Origin of the sequence: Burkholderia pyrrocinia (assembly GCF_022809715.1) — a bacterium.
In the GTDB taxonomy this organism is placed as follows: domain Bacteria; phylum Pseudomonadota; class Gammaproteobacteria; order Burkholderiales; family Burkholderiaceae; genus Burkholderia; species Burkholderia pyrrocinia_C.
The window spans coordinates 826,357-848,007 of sequence record NZ_CP094460.1 but is presented as its reverse complement, the minus strand read 5'-3'; the positions used below and the strand labels follow the sequence as shown (position 1 = coordinate 848,007).

22 protein-coding genes and 3 pseudogenes are annotated in these 21,651 nt (G+C 67.8%); 19 read left to right on the top strand and 6 right to left on the bottom strand.

What is annotated here, in order from left to right; all coding sequences use genetic code 11:
* Positions 1-66: 66 nt before the first annotated feature.
* The gene (locus tag MRS60_RS20615) at positions 67-699 is read left to right on the top strand and encodes a LysE family translocator (RefSeq protein ID WP_105391942.1); all 633 of its coding nucleotides are present in this window, start codon (positions 67-69) and stop codon (positions 697-699) included.
* Positions 700-768: 69 nt separating this feature from the next.
* Here MRS60_RS20615 and yddG read toward each other — a convergent pair whose 3' ends face one another.
* The 3 genes from yddG to MRS60_RS20600 all read right to left on the bottom strand — a co-directional run bounded on the left by yddG (position 769) and on the right by MRS60_RS20600 (position 4,031).
* Positions 769-1,713 carry an aromatic amino acid DMT transporter YddG gene (gene yddG / locus MRS60_RS20610; protein WP_243566558.1) on the bottom strand — a complete coding sequence of 315 codons (945 nt, stop codon included), beginning with the start codon at positions 1,711-1,713 and terminating at the stop codon, positions 769-771.
* Positions 1,714-1,953: 240 nt separating this feature from the next.
* Entirely contained in the window at positions 1,954-2,247 is a 294-nt protein-coding gene (locus MRS60_RS20605; RefSeq protein ID WP_243566557.1) for a hypothetical protein, read from the bottom strand.
* Between the two features lie 98 nt (positions 2,248-2,345).
* The gene (locus MRS60_RS20600; protein WP_243566556.1) at positions 2,346-4,031 is read right to left on the bottom strand and encodes a purple acid phosphatase family protein; all 1,686 of its coding nucleotides are present in this window, start codon (positions 4,029-4,031) and stop codon (positions 2,346-2,348) included.
* Positions 4,032-4,354: 323 nt separating this feature from the next.
* Between MRS60_RS20600 and MRS60_RS20595 the strand changes: the two genes are divergently transcribed.
* From MRS60_RS20595 to MRS60_RS20565, 7 genes are all read left to right on the top strand, one after another.
* Entirely contained in the window at positions 4,355-4,654 is a 300-nt protein-coding gene (locus MRS60_RS20595; protein ID WP_034180189.1) for a YXWGXW repeat-containing protein, read from the top strand.
* 241 nt (positions 4,655-4,895) lie between these two features.
* A complete protein-coding gene (locus MRS60_RS20590) occupies positions 4,896-5,681 on the top strand; it encodes an RNA polymerase sigma factor (protein WP_432207847.1) in 786 nt (261 codons plus the stop codon).
* The gene (locus MRS60_RS20585; RefSeq protein ID WP_131948924.1) at positions 5,678-6,097 is read left to right on the top strand and encodes a hypothetical protein; all 420 of its coding nucleotides are present in this window, start codon (positions 5,678-5,680) and stop codon (positions 6,095-6,097) included. The genes MRS60_RS20590 and MRS60_RS20585 overlap by 4 nt, the downstream gene beginning before the upstream one ends.
* Positions 6,094-6,597, top strand: coding sequence for a periplasmic heavy metal sensor (locus MRS60_RS20580; protein ID WP_131948926.1), 504 nt, complete (start codon positions 6,094-6,096; stop codon positions 6,595-6,597). The genes MRS60_RS20585 and MRS60_RS20580 overlap by 4 nt, the downstream gene beginning before the upstream one ends.
* A 243-nt stretch (positions 6,598-6,840) precedes the next feature.
* Complete coding sequence (locus MRS60_RS20575; protein ID WP_243566554.1) at positions 6,841-8,244, top strand: DUF1800 domain-containing protein; 1,404 nt, start codon at positions 6,841-6,843, stop codon at positions 8,242-8,244.
* Between the two features lie 2 nt (positions 8,245-8,246).
* Positions 8,247-9,404, top strand: coding sequence for a DUF1501 domain-containing protein (locus MRS60_RS20570; protein ID WP_243566553.1), 1,158 nt, complete (start codon positions 8,247-8,249; stop codon positions 9,402-9,404).
* Positions 9,405-9,462: 58 nt separating this feature from the next.
* On the top strand, positions 9,463-9,681 hold the full coding sequence (locus tag MRS60_RS20565; RefSeq protein ID WP_034180184.1) for a YXWGXW repeat-containing protein: 219 nt from the start codon (positions 9,463-9,465) through the stop codon (positions 9,679-9,681).
* 260 nt (positions 9,682-9,941) lie between these two features.
* On the opposite strand, the gene MRS60_RS20560 is transcribed toward MRS60_RS20565, so the two are convergent.
* On the bottom strand, positions 9,942-11,135 hold the full coding sequence (locus tag MRS60_RS20560) for a tyrosine-type recombinase/integrase (RefSeq protein ID WP_243566552.1): 1,194 nt from the start codon (positions 11,133-11,135) through the stop codon (positions 9,942-9,944).
* Between the two features lie 584 nt (positions 11,136-11,719).
* Here MRS60_RS20560 and MRS60_RS20555 point away from each other — a divergent pair.
* From MRS60_RS20555 to MRS60_RS20545, 3 genes are all read left to right on the top strand, one after another.
* Positions 11,720-12,169 (top strand): hypothetical protein, encoded by a 450-nt coding sequence (locus MRS60_RS20555; protein WP_243566551.1) that lies wholly within the window; start codon positions 11,720-11,722, stop codon positions 12,167-12,169.
* 2 nt (positions 12,170-12,171) lie between these two features.
* Entirely contained in the window at positions 12,172-12,783 is a 612-nt protein-coding gene (locus MRS60_RS20550) for an OmpA family protein (RefSeq protein ID WP_105391936.1), read from the top strand.
* 187 nt (positions 12,784-12,970) lie between these two features.
* Complete coding sequence (locus tag MRS60_RS20545) at positions 12,971-13,351, top strand: DUF4377 domain-containing protein (RefSeq protein ID WP_131948931.1); 381 nt, start codon at positions 12,971-12,973, stop codon at positions 13,349-13,351.
* A gap of 9 nt (positions 13,352-13,360) precedes the next feature.
* On the opposite strand, the pseudogene MRS60_RS20540 reads toward MRS60_RS20545, so the two are convergent.
* Positions 13,361-14,750: pseudogene (locus MRS60_RS20540) on the bottom strand (DHA2 family efflux MFS transporter permease subunit).
* A gap of 307 nt (positions 14,751-15,057) precedes the next feature.
* Between MRS60_RS20540 and MRS60_RS20535 the strand changes: the two are divergent.
* The 6 genes from MRS60_RS20535 to MRS60_RS20510 all read left to right on the top strand — a co-directional run bounded on the left by MRS60_RS20535 (position 15,058) and on the right by MRS60_RS20510 (position 19,470).
* The gene (locus tag MRS60_RS20535; protein WP_243566550.1) at positions 15,058-15,489 is read left to right on the top strand and encodes an SDR family oxidoreductase; all 432 of its coding nucleotides are present in this window, start codon (positions 15,058-15,060) and stop codon (positions 15,487-15,489) included.
* 117 nt (positions 15,490-15,606) lie between these two features.
* The gene (locus MRS60_RS20530; RefSeq protein WP_034180179.1) at positions 15,607-16,188 is read left to right on the top strand and encodes a hemerythrin domain-containing protein; all 582 of its coding nucleotides are present in this window, start codon (positions 15,607-15,609) and stop codon (positions 16,186-16,188) included.
* A 446-nt stretch (positions 16,189-16,634) separates the two neighbouring features.
* The gene (locus tag MRS60_RS20525) at positions 16,635-16,838 is read left to right on the top strand and encodes a cold-shock protein (RefSeq protein WP_006483056.1); all 204 of its coding nucleotides are present in this window, start codon (positions 16,635-16,637) and stop codon (positions 16,836-16,838) included.
* Positions 16,839-17,311: 473 nt separating this feature from the next.
* Positions 17,312-17,575 (top strand): translation initiation factor IF-1, encoded by a 264-nt coding sequence (gene infA, locus MRS60_RS20520; protein ID WP_034180178.1) that lies wholly within the window; start codon positions 17,312-17,314, stop codon positions 17,573-17,575.
* 402 nt (positions 17,576-17,977) lie between these two features.
* Positions 17,978-19,225: an alkaline phosphatase family protein gene (locus MRS60_RS20515; protein WP_034180177.1), complete on the top strand. Its 1,248-nt coding sequence runs from the start codon at positions 17,978-17,980 to the stop codon at positions 19,223-19,225.
* On the top strand, positions 19,222-19,470 hold the full coding sequence (locus MRS60_RS20510) for a hypothetical protein (RefSeq protein WP_105391932.1): 249 nt from the start codon (positions 19,222-19,224) through the stop codon (positions 19,468-19,470). Before MRS60_RS20515 ends, MRS60_RS20510 begins: the two co-directional genes overlap by 4 nt.
* A 66-nt stretch (positions 19,471-19,536) precedes the next feature.
* On the opposite strand, the gene MRS60_RS20505 is transcribed toward MRS60_RS20510, so the two are convergent.
* A complete protein-coding gene (locus MRS60_RS20505) occupies positions 19,537-20,925 on the bottom strand; it encodes an MFS transporter (protein ID WP_243566549.1) in 1,389 nt (462 codons plus the stop codon).
* Between the two features lie 188 nt (positions 20,926-21,113).
* Between MRS60_RS20505 and MRS60_RS20500 the strand changes: the two are divergent.
* A pseudogene (locus tag MRS60_RS20500) lies at positions 21,114-21,293 on the top strand (FAD-binding protein); the annotation flags it as partial.
* A gap of 5 nt (positions 21,294-21,298) precedes the next feature.
* Positions 21,299-21,589: pseudogene (locus tag MRS60_RS20495) on the top strand (phenylacetic acid degradation protein PaaY); the annotation flags it as partial.
* Positions 21,590-21,651 lie beyond the last annotated feature (62 nt).

Here is a 21,651-nt window from a genome sequence, read left to right as displayed (position 1 = left end):
TGATCGAGATGCAATACAGTGTTCGAACCTCGTCACCCTGACTGCCCTGCCGCGAAGGAGCCTGCCGTGCCGGCTTTGCCCACCCTGTTTGCGTTCGGACTCGTGTCGCTCGGCATGGTGCTGACGCCCGGACCGAACATGATCTACCTGGTTTCGCGCTCGATCTGCCAGGGCCGCCGCGCAGGGCTCGTGTCGCTCGGCGGCGTCGCGCTGGGGTTCGTTTTCTACATGGTTTGCGCGGCGCTGGGCATCACCGCGCTGGTGATGACCGTGCCGTATGCGTACGACGTGCTGCGCTTTTCCGGCGCGCTCTATCTGTCGTACCTGGCGTGGCAGGCACTCAAGCCGGGCGGCCGCTCCGCGTTCCAGGTCCGGCAGTTGCCGCACGACAGCCGCGTCAGGCTCTTCACGATGGGTTTCGTCACGAACCTCGCGAATCCGAAGATCGCGGTGATGTATCTGTCGCTGCTGCCGCAGTTCATTTCACCGGGGCACGGCAGCGTGCTCGCGCAATCGCTGGCGCTCGGCTGCGTGCAGATCGCGGTGAGTGTCAGCGTCAACGCGCTGATCGCCTGCTTGGCTGGTTCCATCGCGGGTTTTCTGGCGGGACGACCGGTTTGGGCGTCGGTCCAGCGCTGGTTGATGGGCACCGTGCTGGCCGGATTGGCGGTGCGTATCGCGCTGGAATCGCGAAGCTAAAGCGGGCGGCTTGCGGTTCGCGCAGCCGTAGCCGGCAACCCTGCGTCCCGTCGGAAGCATCCCGCATCGTCACCCGGGGCAATTGCCTTCGGCATCCTTCCCGACCCGAACGGGCGCTGCCTTTTCACTGCGTCGGCTGCGTGTCGCGAGCCAGCACAGGATCGACCCGCCGCAAACCATCACTGCGCCTTGCCAGAATTCGGCTGACAGAGGCGCATGCAGCAGCGTTGCGGCGAGCGCGGCCGCGAGCACCGGCGTCAGGTACGACGCGCCGACGATGATCGTCACGTTGCCGTGCATGATGCCGGTGTTCCATGCCGCATAGCCGAACCCGAGCGCCGATGCCGCCAGCACGATATAGATGATCGTGTGAAGGCTGAACGTCATGGCGCCGCCGCCCTCGATCGCGAATTTGATCCAGAGCGCCGCTGCGACCAGCATGAAGAACGGCGTGACGCCGTTCTTGCCGTCGGCAATGCGTGCCGTCACCGTGCAATAGCCGGCCCAGATCAGCGCGCCGAAGAAGGCGAGGCCATAGCTCAGCGGATTGTCCGCGACGTTGCGCAGCATACCGGCCGGATCGAGGCCCTGGTCGCCGCCGAGCACCCAGCAGATGCCGAGCATCGACAGCAGGACGCCCGGCACGACCAGCAGGTTGGCACGCTGCTTGTTGAACACGATGGCTGCGACCAGCGTCAGGCTCGGCCACAGGTAGTTGACCATCGCGACTTCGATCGCCTGCCGGCCGTTGCTCGCATACCCGATCGACAGCGCTAGGCACAGCTCGTACGAGACGAACAGCAGCCCGCCCCACAGCAGGTAGTTTTTCGGGAACTTGCTCAGGTCGGGGAAGCCGATCGTAAACAGCAGAAGCACGGACGCCACCGTATAGATCATCGCAGCGCCGCCGGTCGCACCGAGGCTTTCGCTGACCCCGCGAACGAGGGCGACCACCGAGGCCCACAACAGCACCGCGCCGAGCCCGATAAGTGTTGCCTTGTTCTTGCGTTTCATGCTTCCTGTTTGTTTCGACATTCAAATTCGACTTCGGATGATTCGGTTGCGCTCGCGTGTGCTGCCAGCGCGAACGGAAAAATCCGGTTGCGACTGCAACCGGCAATGCAATGCGGCGATTGCGCCGGACACGCGTAGTTTAAAGGGGCCGAGCCAGCGCGACCGAGTGGCGGACGATGGTGGGGGAACAGCCGGGTGCATGCGGCGGATTCAGGTGTGTGTGCGGAACGTGCTAGCCGGTCATGCGTCGTCGATGCGCCGTTCCGCTCCGATTGCCGACAACGCACGTCCGATCGAGTCGAGCATGGCGTCACGCGTCGGCCCGAGCGTCGTGACGAGGAAGAACCCGTGTTCGTCGGTCGACAGGCCGATCAGCGGCCAGCGGCCGGTGTCATCGCGAATTTCAAGTTGTCGTCTGTCGGAATCGACGTCGACGTCGACGTCGCCGTGCGTTTGCCGCAGCGCATCCGCGATTGCATCGAATGCGTCGGCCGACGGGGGCGTGTGGATGCGGTATTCGAAACTCATCTTCATGGGCCGGTGTGCGAGGCACGCAGTCTAACCCGCGTCGTGGCACGCCCATTCCTCGATGCCAATGCAACCGGCACCCGCCGCAGCGGGCGCCGGCCCGATCACCGTTCGTGCCGCTTCTTGCTCAGCTCGATCGTCTCGAACAGCTCGTACTGCGCGGTCGGGTGCTGATCGGCGCCCGGCGCATGGTAGTAGCGCATCGTGATCGTCGTGTGGCCGCCCGGCTTGCCCGGGTCGTGGTCGAACACCGCGATCCCGTAACCGGTGCCCGTATCGCGGCGCGCGGACCAGATCGCATCCTCGAGCGCATCGGCCGGCTGGCGCACGAACGTGTTCGGCGCGGTGCCAGGCACCGGCCGGTTCGGCTTCGTGAACACCTTCGCCCGCGCAAAGCCGGTCGACGGGTTCTCGCCGTACACGTCGAGCGGTGCGCTGGTGCCGCCGCCGCCGAGGATCAGGTGGATCGTGCCGTGGCTCGTGTCGAACGTCGTGCGGTCCGGGTCATTCGAGCCGACCGGACGCGGCTGCAGCGTCTCGACCACTTCGCCGGTCGTCGCGTCGACGCCCGCGCGGTGATTGCAGCCGCGCACCGGGTAGCTGCGCTCGTAGTCGTGATCGTGGCCGCACAGCACGAGGTCGACGCCGTAACGATCGAACAGCGGCAGCCATGCCTCGCGAATGCCTTTGTCGGAACCGTTGCCCGTCTTCGACGAACTGAGCGCGTCCTGGTGCATCTGCACGACGATCCAGTCGATGTCGTCGTCATGCGCAGCATGGCGCAGCGTGTGTTCGAGCCAGCGCGTCTGCTCGCCGTTGCTGTAGCCGCGCACGTAGAACGACGTGCCGGGCTCGATCGGCGGGCGGCCCGTGCTCGCGGCCGGCACGAGCGGCGCGGGGCCGCCGACGAACGCGGCGGCGTCCTGGTACACGACATCGTCGGCGTCGAGCGACACGAACAGCACCGAGCTCACGCGGAAGCTGTACCAGCGGCCCGGGAAGCGCGTACCGTTCTCCGGCAGCGTATAGCGCGCGAGATACGAGTCGAGCCCTTGCGGACCGTTGTTGAACTCGATCTCGTGATTGCCGGGGCAGGGCATCCACGGGCGATTCGCGGCCGACGTCTCGTTGTTGTTGCCGAAATCGCGCCACACCTCGGGCTGGTGCGCGGGGTTCAGGTTCGCGTAGCAGAGGTCGCCGTTCAGCAGGTGGAACAGCGGCTGGAACTGCTCGACGGCCTGCACCGCGAAGCGGCTCTGCGGCGATGACAGCACCCATGCGCCGTTCGGCGTCGCGAGATCGCCGTAGCTCGTGAAGCGGAACGGCGCGCGACCGCGCGGCGCGGTCGAGAAATTCGCGGCGAACGGCTGCGCGGCGTTGCTGTCGTTGTCGGCCGTGATCTCGTAGCGGTAGCGCGTATCCGGCTTCAGCCCGTGCACGCGCGCGTGGTACGCGAACACGGTTTCGCCGTTCAGGCCGTCGGTGTACAGGCGCTGGACGCCGTGCACCGTGCGCGGCGGCTCGCCGTCGGCGACGATGCGCGCGCGCGGATTGACGGCCGGTGCGAGCGACGCCCACGAGATCACGACTTCGGACGTCGGGTCGTTGCCCCACGTCAGATGGACCTGCTCGGGCGTGCCGTCCGGATTCGACGCGGCGGCCCGGGCGGCCGCGAGCCCGCCGGCAGCGGTCGCAAGGCCGGATACGCCGGCGAGTTTCAGGAAGCCGCGACGCGACACCGACGCGGCCGGCTCGTTCGGCTGATCAGGGAGATTGTCCTGGTTCGACATGGTCGTAGTTTTCGTTGATGGGGACGCGAAAAGTGGAACCGCTCGGCCATGCGCGAGCGCGGCCGGGGCGTGGGCCGGAAACGAGCGGGATCCCGGTGACACGCATTGTCGACGGGCAGTTTTGCCGCGTTGTGACAGCACGGCAACCACGTGTGTGGCGGCCGATACGAAGAGTCGCGCATCGCGTGGCATCCGGCCCGCTCCGAAGCGCGCTCGATCGCACCGAAAATTATTCGCCAACCTCGCGACGGATTTCTCTTGCCCGCTCCGTTTAACGCATGAACGGCCGCTTCCGGTCGATGCCCGTTACTTCGGAGTCTTTCATGAAACTTTCTGTTCCATTGCGGTTTGCCGCCGGATGCGTGGCGGCGCTGGCGGCGTCCGCCGCATTCGCGCAGGCCGTGATCGTCGCGCCTTACGCACCGCCGGCGCCGCGCGTCGAAGTGATGCCGGCGCCGCGCGCGGGCTACGTGTGGGACCAGGGCCACTGGCACTGGCGGCAGGGGCGCTACGTCTGGATTCCGGGTCACTGGCAAGTGGTGCGCGTCGGTTACCACTGGGTGCCCGGGCACTGGGCCGCGCGCGGGCCGGCCTGGCGCTGGGTGCCGGGCCACTGGGCCTGATGCGCGCGCCGTCGCGCGGGACATCGGGCCGGCGCGGCGGATCATTCACGCAATGTCATGAGTCGAAGCCATGCCTTTTCGAACCATCGTGATACTGGCGGCCGCGGCCATCGTGCTGGCCGGCTGCGTCGTGGTGCCGGCGCGTCCGGTGTATTACCGGCCCGCGCCGGTCGTCGTATATTGAGCACGCCGGCCGACGGTTGCGCAACCGGGCGACGCGTGAGTTGCCGACAGGATCGATATGCCGCGCGACACGGATGTCGATGAAACGGACATGGCGGACGCCGTGTGCGACGCCGCGCGCGATGCGCACGGCGTTGCCGAACCGTCGGCGTGGCGCCGCGCGGCGATGGCCCGACGCATGCAAGGAGAGCACGACGATGAGCTTCAGCCGGGCGGCGGGCACACCTGCCGGCACAGCGCGACGCAATCGCGCTGCGCGACGGAGCGGGCGGCGTTGAACGATCGCGGCGACCGCGATCCGGACGCGGAACTCGTCGCGCGCGTCGGCGCGCGCGATTCGTCGGCGGTGCGCGTGCTCGTCGCGCGCAAGCTGCCGCGGCTGCTCGCATTGGCGACGCGCATGCTCGGCGATCGGAGCGAAGCCGAGGACGTCGCACAGGAGACGTTCTTGCGAATCTGGAATCAGGCGCCGCGCTGGCGCGAAGGCGAGGCGCGTTTCGACACGTGGCTGCATCGCGTCGTGCTGAACCTGTGCTACGACCGGTTGCGCGGCCGGCGCGAGGAGCCCGTCGATACGTTGCCCGACGTGCCGGATCCGCAACCGGAGCCGGCCGCGCATGCGGAACTGCGCTCGCGCGATGCGCGCGTGCGGCAGGCGCTTGCCGCGTTGCCGCCGCGGCAGCGGGAAGCGCTCGTGCTCCAGTACTATCAGGAAATGTCGAATGTGGAAGCAGCCAACCTGATGGGCATCACCGTTGATGCGCTGGAAAGCCTGCTCGCCCGCGCGAGGCGCAACCTGCGCGCGCAACTGGCCGGCGACCCACTTAGCGAGGACAAGCGATGACACCCGAACGATTTCGCACCATCGTCGCCGCGTACGGCTCGGACGCGCGGCGCTGGCCGGACGGCGAGCGCGCGGCCGCCGAGGCGTGGGCGCGCGCGAACCCGCGCGACGCGCTGCTGGCACTGGACGATGCCGCCGACCTCGATGAATGGCTCTCGTACGACACGGTCATGCCGCCTGCACCGGCGCTGGTCGAGCGCATCGTCGCGTCGGCACCCGCGCCGCAACGCGCGCGGCGGCGCGGCAACGTGTGGTGGTCGGGCGCGGCGTTCGCGGGCGTCGGCCTGGCCGGTGCGCTGGCGGGCGCGGTGGCCGTGTCGATGCTGATGCTCGGCAGCGTGCCGACGTCGCAGCACGAACCGGGTTATCTGACGACGACGTTCGGCGGCCCGAGCATCGACGGGAGCGATGAATGAGCGAACGCGGCTGGAAATTCATCCTCGTCGGCTCGGTCGTGTTGAACGTGTTCATGCTCGGCGCGATCGGCGGCGGCGTGTATCAGTGGTTCTCGACGCATCGTGACCAGCTTGCGGCGGGCGCGCCCGCGCAGCGCACCGCGTTGCGTTTCGCGGCGGACGAATTGCCCGATGCGCGGCAGCGCGAGTTTGCCGCCGCGCTGAAGGCCGCGCGCAAGAACGGCCGCGATTTCGCGCGGGAAGGGCGCGACGGCCGGATCACCGTGCTGGATCTGCTCGCCGCGCCGCAACTCGATCGCGCGGCGATCGACGCCGCACTTGATCGCACGCGCGCGGCCGATACCGCGATGCGTGCGCAGGTCGAGCGCAGCGTCGTCGATTTCGCGGCGACGCTGACGCCCGGAGAGCGCGTGAAGTTCGTCGACGGGTTGCAGCACAGCGGCAACTGGCGTCTGCCGCCGAGACTGCAGAAGAAGCCGGACGCGCCGGCGAGTCAGTAGGCAACAGGCAGCGCGACACGCGATACGCGTGTCGCCGGCACCCGCATTCGGTCATGCGCAATGCGTACACGGGATGAATCGCACGCGCCGTTGCGCGTCGATGACTCGCGCCGTTGCAGTGCCTCACCTCCGCCGCCTCTCCCGTTCCTCGTTTCTCCGATCCAGAAAATATTTGCGAGCTCCGCGACGGATTTCCCTGCATGCCTGCGTTAAACGTGGGTACGCACCGCCAGAGAGCCCGTCATGGACCACCCGAACGACACCACGCCGGCCGCGATCGCGCTGAACCGCTTCGGTCTCGGCGCGCGGGCCGACGAAGCGCTGCCTGCCGACCCGAAGGCGGCGCTCGTCGCGCAATTCGACCGTTACGACGCGCGGCCCGCCGCGTGGGCCGGCGAACCGGACGCAATCGCGCTCGCGACGCGCTTCGCGAACGCGCGCAACGCGATGACAGGCGACGACGCGGCCGCGAAGCGCGCGACCGCGCAATCGATCCGGCGCGACGGCTACGACGCGTATCGCAGCGCCGTCGCCGCACGGTTGAACAGCGCGCTGAACACACCCGCGCCGTTCGTCGAGCGTCTCGTGCATTTCTGGGCGAACCATTTCGCGGTGTCGGTCGACAAGGGGCAGGTGGCCGCGTATGCGGGCGCGTTCGAACGCGACGCGATCCGCCCGCATGTGCTCGGCCGCTTCGAGGACATGCTCGTCGCCGTCGAACAGCATCCGGCGATGCAGGTTTTCCTCGACCAGGCACGCTCGGTCGGCCCGGACAGCCCGGCTGCATTGCGCGCGGAAGCGCGCAATCCGTCGGCGAAGCGCGGGCTCAACGAGAACCTCGCGCGCGAAATCATGGAACTGCACACGCTCGGCGTGCGAACCGGCTACACGCAAGCCGACGTGACGGAGTTCGCGCGCGCATTGACGGGCTGGAGCATCGCGGGCGGACGCGGGCTGCAGCCGGGCGATGCCGCGCCCGGCGCGTTCGTGTTTCGCCCGAAGCTGCATGAACCGGGCACGCGCACGGTGATGGGGCGCACCTACGACCAGCCGGGCGAAGCGCAGGCGCGCGCGATCCTGCACGACCTCGCGCGGTCGGATGCGACGGGCCGGCATATCGCGTTCCAGCTTGCCCGTCATTTCGTCGCCGACAATCCGCCGCTCGCGCTGACCGACCGGCTGGCCCGCGCGTTCGATGCGAGCGGCGGCGATCTGCCGACCGTCTATCGCGCGCTCGTCGATGCGCCCGATGCGTGGTCGCCGGTCAACCGCAAGTTCAAGACGCCGTGGGAGTGGGCCGTATCGTCGCTGCGCGGGCTCGGCTGGCGCGAGATGGACGATCGGGGCGACCTGAAGGCCGCGCCGCTGCTCGCGCAGCTCGGCCAGCCGGTGTGGCGGCCGGGCTCGCCGGCGGGCTACGACGACGTCGCCGCGAGTTGGGCCGCGCCCGACGCGCTCGTGCGCCGCGTCGAGATCGCGCAGCGCCTGGCCGCACGCACCGGCGACCGGCTCGACCCGCGCACGCTCGGCAACACACTGCTCGCCGGGTCGATGAGCGCGCCGACCGCGACCGCGCTGTCGCGCGCGGAAAGCGCGACCACGTCGCTCGCGCTGCTGCTCGTATCGCCCGATTTCCAACGGAGGTGAACATGGCACTGTCCCGCCGACAATTCCTGAGCGTTGCCGCCGCCGGCGCAGGCGCGATCCTCGTCGCGCCGCGGATCGTGTTCGCGAACGTCGAGACCGACCGGCGCTTCGTGTTCGTGATTCAGCGCGGCGCGGCCGACGGCCTGAACATCGTCGTCCCGTATGCGGAGCCCGCGTATGCGTCGCTGCGCGGCGCGCTCGCGATCGACACCGCGGCCGCGACGCGGCTCGACGGCACGTTCGCGCTGCATCCGTCGCTCACGCAGACCGCGCGGCTATACCGCGACGGGCAGGCGCTGTTCGTGCACGCGATCGCGTCGCCGTATCGCGACCGCTCGCATTTCGACGGGCAGAACGTGCTCGAAACAGGCGGCCGCGCGCCATATCAGGTGAAGGACGGCTGGTTGAACCGGCTCGCCGCGCTGCTGCCGGCGACGCGCGAAAGCGCGATCGCGTTCGCGCCGACCGTGCCGCTCGCGTTGCGCGGCACCGTGCAGGCCGCGTCGTATGCGCCGTCCGGTTTGCCGGCCGCGCCGGACGACCTGCTCGCGCGCGTGTCGGCGCTTTACGAGGCCGACACGCAGCTCGGCCCGCTGTGGCAATCGGCGATGCAAGCGCGCGGCCTCGCCGGCGACGCGCATGCGCGGCAGGATCCCGCGGGTGTCGGCAAGCTTGCCGCGACGTTCCTCGCGCGCGACGACGGCCCGCGGATCGCGATGATCGAAACGGGCGGCTGGGACACGCACAGCGCGCAGAACACGCGGCTCGCCAATCAACTGAAGGCGCTCGACACGATGCTCGCCGCGCTGCGCGACGGCCTCGGGCCCGCATGGCAGCAGACCACGGTGCTGGTCGCGACCGAGTTCGGCCGCACGGCCGCGGCGAACGGCACGGGCGGCACCGATCACGGGCAGGCGTCGGTCGCGATGCTGGCGGGCGGCGCGGTCGCGGGCGGCCGCGTGATCGCCGACTGGCCGGGACTGCGGCCGGGCGACCTGTATGAAGGCCGCGACCTGAAGCCGACCGCGTCGCTCGATGCGCTGATCTCGGGCGCGGCTGCCGAAAGCCTGCGGCTCGATCCTCGCCGCACCGCGTCCGCGCTGTTTGCGGAAAGCGGTGCGACGCGGCCGATGACGGGCCTGATTCACGGGGCTGCGTGATGCGGGGTGTCGCCGCGTTCGACCTCGCCAAACGATTACACAACAGGGAGAATTGACGATGAAGATCCGATCCGTTTCGCTTGCCGTGCTGGTGAGCGCGAGTGCCGTGCTGATGTCCGCGTGCGTGGTCGAACCCGTGCGGCCGCCGCAGCCGGCGCCGCTCGTCGAAGTGATGCCGCCGCCACCGGCACCCGGCTATCGCTGGGCGAAGGGGCATTACCGGTGGGCCGGCAATCATTGGGCGTGGGTGCCCGGGCACTGGGTGGCCGTGTATTGACCGTGTGAGACGTGCCGCGCGGTTCGCGGCGAGGGTGCCGGGAAGCGGGCTCGAACTCGTTCACTGAACGCTGGTGCGAAACGCAAGTCGGCTTCGACATCGACATCGACATCGACATCGACATCGACATCGACATCGACATCGACATCGACATCGACACCGACACCGACACCGACACCGACACCGACACCGACACCGACACCGACACCGACACCGACACCGACACCGACACCGACAGCATGCTGCCGCGCGCGCAGCGCCTACCACCCGATCCGGTGCTTCTCCTCCGTCTCGCGATGCCGCCAGTCGTCGTCCGCGTGCAGGTACTGGCTCGTCGTCGTGAGCGACACGTGGCCGAGGTTGTCACGCACGAGCCGCAGGTCGACGCGGCCGTCGGCCATATGCGAGCCCGCGCTGTGGCGCAGCCAGTGCGCGGACGCCTGTTCGAGCACGCGCGCCTGTTCGTCGCCCGCCGCGCCGTTCGCGCGCAGCCGGTCGGCCGCGTGCCGGAACACCTGCTTCACGATCCTGTGCAGCGCCGCGCGCGTGAGCGGCTTGCGCGCCTGGCCGAGCGGCAGCACGAGCGGCGTGGGCTCGCCGTCGGACGGCAGCGCGGGCAGCCCGTGCGCGCGCCGGTAGCGCGACAGCTCGGCCATCATCTCGTCGGTGGCCGGCACGAGCCGCTGCCGGCCGCCTTTGCCCATCACGTCGAGCCACCAGCGGTCGTGCCCGTTCGCGTCGTGCCGGCAGAAGAACTGGCCCATCGTCGTGTCGGCCGCTTCGGTGATGCGCAGCCCGCCGAGATACAGCAGCGTGAACAACCAGCGCGCGCGATCCGCATGGAAGCACGCGCGCGCATCGTCGCGCGGCATTGCGACGATCGCGTCCTTGACCGACTGCCACAGCGGTTGCCCGAGATGACGCGTGATGCGCGGCGCGGGACGACGCTGCCGCTGCCGCGACAACGCAAGCGGATTGCCGGCGAGGTAGCCGGCCTGCACGAGCCACGAGAACATCACGTTCAGGATCACCAGCGCCTGCCGCTGGCTGGCCGCCGACAGCGGCCCGTAGAACGGCCGCCAGCGCGGGTCGTCGCGCGGATGCTTGCGGCCGCCGTTCGCGCACCATACGTCGGTCGGTGCGGGCGCGAGCAGGAACTGCCGGTAGACGACGAGATCTTCGTGCGTGAGCGACGACAGCGGCTTGCCGCACGCGATCACGGCCCACAGCAGCAGGCGCTCGGCTTCCTTGCGGTAGTTCTGGAACGTGGTCGGCGTATCGACGAAGCGCGCGAGCCATGCGCGCACGGCGTCGAGATCGTTGGTCGCGGCGATCTGCGGATGCGTGCTGCCCGAGCGGTTGGTGCCCGCGCGTCCGTCGAGTGCGGCCGGCACGGTCAGCGTATCGATCGGCAGCGGGCGCAGCGCGGCGCCGGACGGAACGGGTGAGGTCATGCGAAGCGGGGGCGCAGTGTGGGCCGCGCGGGCGAACGAAGGCAGCGCGACAAAGCGTATCGGGAAGCGCCGATGGTACACGATCGTCATGCGGCGCATGCCGGTGCTTCGACGCCGAAGCGGACCAGGGTCCGTTGATGCGGATCACTGACGTTCCGCTGATCCTGCAAATTCACTCGCGAGGCTGGCCGTATCTCCGTGCTCGAAACCCCCATGACCGCGATCGCGCACGAAGTGCGGTCGGTTTTTCCGCACGACATGGCAGATTCGATGGCATCGGGCATGTCCACGCCGTGCGTAGTCCCTTGTTTTTTCAAGGAGCCACCTGACAGTCGGAAATATTTACGCTCGAATCGCGCCACGGGAATATGCCCGCGACGGTTGTCGATCCTTACGAAAGGCGTGTATTCTCCCTACAAATTCATAAAATAAAATCCGAGACACAGCCAGGGTTCCAGCGCCGGAATGGCAACGAGAGAACTCGTTTCGTAATTGACGCACGCTACCAATAACCTTAAAAAAGGACGGTTCCCGTGACACCAATTAGAAACGCAGCAACCATCTGCACCGTCGTGGGTGCGCTCTTGGCGACCGCGGCACTTTCCGATAACGCGTCGGCTCAGGCGCCCGCGGGGTCTTCCTCCGCTACGCCGCTGGCTGTCGGGCTCGTTTCGAGCGGCGTAGCCGAAGCGCAGGCAATCGAGGCGATCCGCGAAGGCGATATCCTGACGATCAAGCTGCGGTTCAAGCCGCTCGTCGCAAACAAGGTGGAAGTGCTCTATAGCTCGATCAGCAAGAGCGACTACGAGAACGGCATCTACGTGCTCGCAGGCAACAAGAAGCACTTGCTGCTGACGGACAGCAACAACCAGCCGCTGGCCAGCCCTCGCGTAGTTCTTAGCACATCGAAGGATTCTCCGAGCGCGGGCACGTGGTACGGGAGATTTCCCGCTCCGCCGAAGAACGTCACCAAGGTGTCGTTGTCGATTCCGGGTGTGGAAGCGCTCGACGGCATCAAGATTACCGATCGCTGACCATGGCCGGAGCGATCACATCAATCGTGGCGCTGATCCTGTCGGCGACCGCCGTCGGCGGTGCCTTCGCGCAAGCGCCGCCGGCGCATCGCGACATTCGCGATCTCAACGCAACCGTCCTGGACGTGAAGGGCTTCTCGTCCGATCTGAACAGCACCGTATCGGATCTGTCGGCCAGGGCATCGGGGCTCGCGGCACGGCACGACGGCCTGTCCGTGCGCGATGACAAGGCGACAGTGCGGGTGTCGATGCTGGGCGACATCCTGTTCGACTTCGACAAGGCCACTATCCGGCCGTCTGCCGAGCCGACACTCGACGACATCCTGCGGCTCGCCGCGTCCGTTCCGTCCGGGGCGATCGTGATCGAGGGGCATACCGATTCGAAAGGATCTGCCGCGTATAACAAGACGCTGTCTTTCCGTCGTGCGAATGCCGTGGCCGACTGGCTCACGTCGCACGGGATGAAGAAGGCGCGTTTGTCGGTCAAGGGGCTGGGGGGCAGCCGGCCGGTCGCGCCCAATACGCTCAGGAATGGCGCGGACAATCCGGACGGCCGTGCACTGAATCGCCGTGTCGAGTTCGTGTTGCCGAACGACGCGAAGCGCGCGAAGTAGGCGCCCGGCGTGCACATGCGGACCGTCGGCTGCGATGCGCGCGGCTGAACCGGAGCACGGTAACGTGTCGGCGTGCGGGCGACATGGCACGAATGAGGGGGGAGAACGCCGGCTGTAGGGCATTTGCGAACTTTCCCGCCGCGCCGATCGTCTAACCGCCCCTCCAACGCTTCCAGAGGAACACCAGATGCTTCGCCATTCCAGAACGCTGCTCGGCGCGGCCGTCATTGCCGGCAGCACGCTCCTCGCCGGATGCCAGACCGACGCGGCCGTCACGGCCCAGAACGCGGCCCGCCCGGCCGACAGCCGGCCGGTGGCCAGGACCGTCTATGTCGCGCCGCAATCCGCGCGCTGCACGGGCGTCGCACCGATGGAATGCCTGCAGGTCCGCAGCAGCCCGAGCGAGCCGTGGAGCTTGTGGTACGCGGGCATCGAGGGCTTTGCGTACCAGCCCGGTTACCTGTACACGCTCGAAGTCGACGAATACCGCGTCGCGCGGCCGCCGGCCGACGGTTCGTCGATCCGCTGGGTGCTCAAGCGCGTCGTCGAGCGCCGCCAGGCGAACTGACGTCCGCGCTCACGCGGACGATCGCGCCGCCGCACGGGCCGGCGGCGCGGCCGTATCGATCCGCCGGAACACGACGGACGACAGCAGCGTGACGGCGCCCATGCACGCGAACGACAGCATGAATCCGCGCCCCCATCGAGCCCCACCAGGCGGCGAACAGGTTCACTAGCCCGCCGCCGATCGACACGCCGAGCCCCATCGCCAGCATCTGCATCATCGTGAACAGGCTGTTGCCGCTGCCGGCGTCGGCATGCGACAGCCCCTTCAGCGTCACGCCGTTCATTGCCGCGAACTGCATCGAGTTCGCGGCGCCGAACACGATCAGCAGCACGATCTCCAGCACCGGCGCGGGCCGCGCCGACACCAGCGCGAACCCCGCGATCGCACAGCCGACGATCCCCGTATTCACGACCAGAAACGTCGCGTAGCCGAAGCGCTTCACGAGCGGCGCGATCCAGCGTTTCGCGATGACGCCCGCGATCGCGGCCGGCAGCATCATCAGCCCCGATTGCAGCGGTGTATAGCCGAGTTGCACTTGCATCAGCAGCGGCAGCATGAACGGCACCGCGCTCGTGCCGATCCGGCACAGCAGGTTGCCGAGCAGCCCCGAACCGAAGTTCGGCTCGCGAAACAGCCCGAGCCGGAACAGCGGCTGCGCGCGCCGCCGCGCATGCGGCAGGTACGCGAGCGCGCTCGCCAGGCCGAGCACGGCGAGCCCGGCCGACCAGGCGGCGCGATGCGCGGGCATCGGCGGGTCGATCGCGAGCGACAGTGCGATCATCGCGACCGACAGCAGCGCACAGCCGACGAAGTCGAACGGCGGCGGCTGTTTCGCCTGGTCGTGCGGCAGGTAGCGCTGCACCGCGATGAAGCCGACCACGCCGACCGGCACGTTGACGATGAACACCCAGTGCCATGAAATCGCCTGCGTGAGCCAGCCGCCGAGCGTCGGCCCGACGATCGGGCCGAGCTGGCCGGCGATCGATACGAACGCGATCGCCGCGACGTACTGTTCGCCCGGCACGCGGCGCAGCACGGCGAGCCGCCCGATCGGCAGCAGCATCGAGCCGCCGATGCCTTGCACGGCGCGCGCGACGACGAGCTGGCCGAGCGTATGCGATGCCGCGCAGCCGATCGACGCGAGCACGAACACGAGAATGGCGACCGAGAACACGCGGCGCGTGCCGAACCGGTCGGCGAGCCAGCCGGACGCCGGCGTGAGCATCGCCATCATCAGCGTGTAGGCGACCACGACGGGCTGCATCGCGAGCGGCGACGCGTGCAGGCTTTGCGCGATCGAAGGAAGGGCAGTGTTGACGATCGTCGTGTCGAGCGACTGCATGAAGAACGCAGCGGCGACGATCCAGAGCAGCGCGGAGTGTGTGGGTTCCCGGGACATGGCGAAATGGCGGTGCGAAGACCGGGCGCGGGCGGCGCCATTGCACGGACGCGCGGCGCCTGCCGGTCTTCAAGCGCTTGATGGTACCGATTCCTGTGGCCATCGGGAAGCTGCCTGGAGACATCGATTGTCATCGGCAATGCGTGATGCTCGATCCCGTCCGGCGTAGCGCACCTGCCACGCGTGATGCGCCCGTATTCCCGCACGCGCGCCGCGCATCGTCATGCTGCCCGTTTCTGCGAAATCACGAGCGGCGCGCCGCTCTTGTCCTCCAGCACCGCGCGGTATTCGTGCGGCCCGCACGGGCATGCGCACCGACGCGCTGGCTTTCACGGCCCGCGCCATCGCCGCATACAGGTCGTCGTCCTCGTCGACGCGCAGCGTGTTGGTCGCGCCGAAGGCCGCGAACGAGGCACTGGTCAAGGGGCTAGCGCGCGAGGAGGGGCGTTGCAACGTTCGCGCGAATTCGATCCTGGTCGGCGTGATCGAGGCCGGGATGTTTCCGGTGCTGCTCGAACAGGGGCAGTTCGACCAGGCTTGGATCGACGAGACGCAGAAGATGCTCGCGCTCAAGCGCTGGGGGAAGGCGCACGCACGGCTACGCAAATCGCTCGAACGCATCGAAGAATGCTATGAATATACCGACCGAGGATCCGGCCGAGGGGCGCTGACTCCGCGGGCCACGATGTCCGCACAGATCGTTGATTTCCATCAAGGCTTTGGCGTCGGCTTGCTTTGATGTCGGGCTGCTGATGAACGACATTGAAAGTGTCGACACTGGCGCTTGTACTTGCTGCCGGAGTGGCGCAGCGGGTCGATTCGCCGGTGCATTTCACGTACTGCCGCGGAGCTTGATATGTCATCGCACGGGCCGCGTAGGGCCATCGCCATCATTTTCCGCGAGCATGAGCAATTGTCTACCGTGATCGACGGCATGCGGCGGTTTGTCCATCTTCTGACGACTGGCAAGCCCGCTCCGGGTCTCATGGTGTTTCGGGCCATGCTTTATTACATTCGCGAGTACCCTGAGAAGGTGCATCATCCCAAGGAGGAGCGTTACTTGTTTGCGCCGCTGCGGGACAAGACAAACGAGTTCGACAGTGTCATTGACGAACTGGAATCTCAACACGCGTTGGGAGAATTGAAGTTGATGAATCTGGAGCACGCATTGACGCGCTATGAGCTGAAGGGCGCTCCCGCACTTCGTGCTTTGCAAGCCAAGGTGGACGAATATGCCGAGTACTACGCCGATCACCGGTGTATGGAAGAGACGTTGATTTTGCCCGCCGCCGGACGCCTGCTGACGGCGGAAGACTGGGCCGAGACGGACGCCGCCTTCGGAGCCAATCGCGATCCGTTCGACGGGAGCGAGCTCGAAGCCGATCTCGACAAATTGTTTTCGATGATCGTCAATACGATTCCGGAGACGGAAAGTTAGCGGCTCGGTGATGGCTCTTTCGGTGCGGGCCGTCTCATGACGCAAACCCGGATCGAAATGGCGGCCGCGCAGTCGAGCAAGTGTTTTATCGGCGTGCAGGTCAGGCGCGCGAAAAAAGCGACGCGCCGCCGGCGCTGCAGCACGTGCTCGAGCTGCGGCAAAAAACCGGCGGCCCGGCCAAAAATCGGGGGCGCATCGAAATATGCTCCGTCGGCCGGCAACACCCGCCACATAAGGCGCGCGCGGCGCCCGTGCGCGCGCGTCGCACCGAAAGAGCTTGACGGGGCGGCCGCTACCGCGTAGTGTCCGTGACCGAAGTCTTCAAGAAGTTCGATTGCTCATCATTGGCCGCACTCCGTGTGCGGCAGTCGTTGGTCTCTCCCTCTTTGATTCTTTCTGTGCCCGTCGCGGGCGCATGTTCAATTATTCGTATTAAGGAAGTATTTGTGGATACCGGTACCGTCAAGTGGTTCAACGAAACCAAGGGCTTTGGTTTCATCTCCCCGGACAACGGCGGCGACGATCTGTTCGCCCATTTCTCGGAAATTCGCGGCACGGGCTTCAAGACCCTGGCCGAAGGCCAGAAGGTCAGCTTCGAAGTGAAGCGCGGCCCGAAGGGTCTGCAAGCGTCGAACATCACGCCGCAGTAAGCCGCGTCGGCATCGGCCGCCGATCGGCGGCGGGTGCCGGATGGAGTTTCGCGCGGGGCGCCGCTGTTCCGGTGGCCTGCGCGTTCCGATGCGCACGACCGATGCATCGCGACATTCACGATGCATCGGCCGTGACGCCTCCCCATCGCATGCGTGACCCGCGTGCGACATAACGCCCTCGCGAAGCGAGCGCCGCTTCGCCAGCGCATCACCGCTTTAACGCATCAACCCGAGCAGACCGACGCCATGCCATAGCAGCCGGCGCGGTCCCGACTACTTGCGCGGCGCTCATCGCGCCGCCGCCACCGACCGCCCGAACGCCGCAACGCGCCGGGCTCCGATCGCAAGACAGGCCCGTGGCCCGTCTGAACGAACCGATACCCGGCAGCCTGCCGGCCGTCGTCCCGTTGCGGGAAACGGCGCCGGGCAGATCGCCGCGGCCGCGGTCAATCACCTTGTCTGGAGGAATTGGTTTGGCAAAAGAAGAACTGCTGGAACTGGACGGAATCGTCGACGAAGTGCTGCCGGACAGCAAATACCGTGTCACGCTGGAAAACGGCGTGGTGGTGGGCGCATATGCGTCGGGCCGCATGCGCAAGAACCACATCCGCATTCTCGCGGGTGACCGCGTGACGCTGGAACTGTCGATGTACGACCTTACCAAGGGCCGCATCAACTTCCGTCACAAGGACGCGAATTCCCCGCGTCCGCAACGCAACAGCGGGCCGCGCCGCTAAGCGGCCAGGATCGCGCGCGCAGCACCGCGCCGATCTACTCCCGTCCGGCCATGCGGCCGGACGAACCGGATGGACGGCACGGGTCGTGCCGTTCGTCGGTCGCCGGCGGCGTCGTCACGCCGTGGCGGCCCAGGTCGCATCCCGATCGAACCGCCCGGTTCGGATCGTCGTTTCTCCCCCGTACTCGTTGATTCGCTGCGCATTGCGCCGGCCGGCCACATCGGCAGCTGGTTGAGCACGCACGCCGCGCACGCACAGTGCGTCGCTTTACGCGGATGCCGGCACGGTCGTACACTCGTCGGCAATTCGCGGCCCGCGCGTGGCTTTCAATCCCTTCAGTCGCTTTCAGCGGGCCAACGACCGTGCCAGCCGGACATTCGTCGCGCGACGCCAGGAGGCGCCATGAGTGCAGACGCAGCTCCCGCATCCCCACCGGTTCAGGATCGCATCCAGCACGTGTTCGTGCTGATGCTCGAGAACCGCTCGTTCGATCACCTGTTCGCGCTGTCGGGCATCGCCGACATCGTCGCCGCGTCGCCGGGCGACAGCAATGCGTATGGCGGCGCCGTCTATCCGTTCGGCGGCGGCGCGCCCGACCGGATGCCGACCGACCCGTGCCACGAATTCACCGACGTGCTCGAACAGCTCTGCGGCGCGGGCGTGCCGTTCGTGAAAGGGCAGGCTTATCCGGGCGTCAATAATTCGGGATTCGTGTCGAACTACGCGACGTCGCATTCCGAAGGCACGCCGCCTCAGCCGGCCGACGCGGGCAAGATCATGCAGGGCGCCGACGTGCGGACGCACGCGCCGTCGCTGTACGCACTCGCGAATGCGTTCGTGCTGTGCGACGCGTGGCATGCGTCGATGCCGGGGCCGACCTGGCCGAACCGCTTCTTCCTGCACGGCGCGTCGTCGGCCGGGCTCGACCATTCGCCGACCAGGGAGGAAATGGGCGGGTGGGAGGCGTTCGACGGCTTCCGCTATCCGAAGGGTTCGATCTTCGGCGCGCTCGGCGACGACAACTGGCGCATCTACCAGGATCAGTCGGGCGACCCGCTCGGCCACGTGCCGCAGGTCGCGTCGCTGAAGGGCATCAGCTTCGTCGACGTCGACGATCTCGCGCACTTCGAGGCCGATCTCGCGGCCGGCTACACGGCACGCTACACGTTCATCGAGCCGAGCTACGGCGACATCGTGCACGGCACCTACCGGAACGGCAGCTCGCAACACCCGATGGACGGGCTGGCCGGCGGCGACCAGCTCGCCGCGCGCGTGTACAACGCGATCCGCAATTCGCCGGTGTGGAACAGCAGCCTGTTCGTGATCGTCTACGACGAGCACGGCGGCTTCTACGATTCGGTCAGGCCGGGCGCCGCGCCGCCGCCGAACGACGGCGCGGCCGCGACGCTGAATGCGAGCGGCTTCGGCTTCGACGTGTATGGCGTGCGCGTGCCGGCGATCGTGATTTCGCCGTGGGTCGCGGCCGGGAAGGTCGACCACACGCCGTACGATCATGCGTCGGTCGCCGCGACGCTCGAGCGGCTGTTCGGCCTCGCGCCGCTGACCGATCGCGACCGCCTCGCCAACGACCTGCTGGCGCTCGTGACGACCACCTGCCGCACCGACTGCCCGCAAAGGATTGGATCATGAGCACGACCCCGGCCCTGGACCCGCGTGACGCGCTGCCCGTGCGCGACGGCACGAGCCTGATCGCCTATCTGCACATCCTGAAGAAAGCGCATGCGGCGCTGGTCGGTCACGACAACGCCCATCTGCGCTTCAGCGAGATCGTGACGCGCGGGCAGGCGCGGCAATACATCGAGGAACTGATGCCGACGCTGCTGCAGGCGCGTGCGGAACACCGGCGGCGCCGGCACGGCGGGAAGCATCGCTGACGGGTATGGCGGCGCACGGGTGGGGCGGTGTGAAGCCGGTGCGTGCGTGAGAGAGGCCGCGACGCGTCACGCCGCTTGGCGCGCGCGCTGCACGCGGACTGCCGCTACCGCCGCACCCGTCAACTGAACGGCCGCGCCGGCAAACATCGCCGCGCGCAAGCCGGTCGCGCCGCCGTGCGCGGCCGCGAACAGCGTGCCGAGTACCGCGATTCCGAGCGTCGCGCCGGCCATCCGCGCGACGTTGACGAGCGCACTCGCGGTGCCCGAGCGCGCGGCCTCGACCGCGCCGACGGCGACGGTCATCAACGGCCCTGTCGCGATCCCCATTCCGAGTCCCGTCAACGCTAGCCCGATTTCAGCGCCGAGCAGGCTCGATGAACCGGCGGACACGCCGATCGCAGCGAGCCCGCTCGCGATCACCGCGACGCCGCCGGCCGTCGTCGTGCGCGTGCCGACGCGCTCGGACAGCGGCCCGGAGCACGGCGACACGACAACGAACGCGAGCGCCATCGGCAGCAGCGCGAGGCCCGCGCCGATCGAGTCGAGGCGGCCGATGCTTTGCCAGGTCAGCGGCAGCAGGAACAGCACGCCGTACATCCCGAACGTCATGCCGGCGGTTGCGGCGATCGCGCCGCGAAACGTGCCGATCCGGAAGAGGTCGAGCGGTACAAGCGCGGCCGCGCCGTGGCGCCGTTCGATCGAGGTGAATACGACGAACGACACAATCGCGACGCAGCTCGCGAGCGCGCACGCGGCCGGCGAATCGCGGAGCACGATCGCCGAATATGCGAGCGCGCCGAGCGCGAGCGCACCCGTAACTTGCGCGCCGCCGTCGAAATGCCGGCCGCGCGGGTCGGACGACTCGGGCACGGCCGGGATCGCGAGCAGCATCGCGGCGATGCTCAGCGGCACGACGACGAAGAAGATGCTGCGCCAGCCGAAGTGCCGGATCAGCACGCCGCCGAGCGTCGGGCCGATCGCCATTGCCGCGCCGTTGCACGCAGCCCAGATGCCGAGCGCGCGGCCGCGCTCGACCGGATCGCGCCACACGACACGCACGATCGCGAGCGACGCGGGCAGCAACAATGCCGCGCCGACACCGGCCAGCGCGCGTGCGGCGATCAACACCGACACCGACGGCGCGAGCGCGCACAGCAGCGACGCGACCGTAAACAGCGCGGTGCCGGCGATGAAAATGCGACGCCGGCCGTGGAGATCGGCGAGTAGCCCGCCGGTCAGCAGCAGTACCGCGTAACTGAGGTTGTAACTGTCGACGACCCATTGCAATGCATCGACGCCCGCGTGGAAATAGTCGCCGATCGCGCGCGTCGCGAGATTGACGACGGCCGTGTCGACCTGTGCGACGAGCACGGCGATGCAGAGGGGCAGCAGGGTCAGGCCGCGCCGTCTGCCGGCACGGCTGGCGTATTCGGCGAATTGTTCGATGCGGGTCACGAGCGATGCTCCTCGGGTGTCGAACGATCGAGCTTAGGCGCCGCCTGCTGACAGCGTGGCGTCAGCAGGCGAGGGCAGCCGGCACGCAAGCGGCGTACCCGGCATCGCGGTCGTTTGCCTCTTTCCTCCAGTCAAAAGAAAACGGGGCTTCCACCCCGTTTCGCACCGCTTCCGGATGGATGCCTGCCGCGCCGCAGTTGTACATCGCGGTCGGCATCTCGGGCGCGATCCAGCATCTCGCCGGCATGAAGGATTCGAAGGTGATCGTCGTGATCAACAAGGATCCGGAAGCGCCGATCTTCAGCGTGGTCGACTACGGTGTCGTCGGCGATCTGTTCACGCTCGTGCCGGAAGCGGTCGCGGCGCTCCGACGATGCCGCTATTCGAATTCAACGAGATGCGGCCGCGCGTCGATCCGTCCGCGTATGTCGACCCGAGCGCGGTCGTGATCGGCGACGTGACGATCGGCGCGCGCTGCTACATCGGCCCGCATGCGAGCCTGCGGCGACTTCGGCGCGATCGTCGTCGCGGACAGCAGCAACGTGCAGGACGGCTGCGTGCTGCATGAAGGGTCGGCGAGCCGTGCCGGCTCGGCGTCAACGGCCACGTCGGCCATGGCGCGATCGTGCATGACGCGACGCTCGAACCGGACACGATGAGCGGGCCGATACCGGATCGATTGCGTCACACGTCGCCGTTGGCTTAAGATCGGCAGGAGTTCATCCC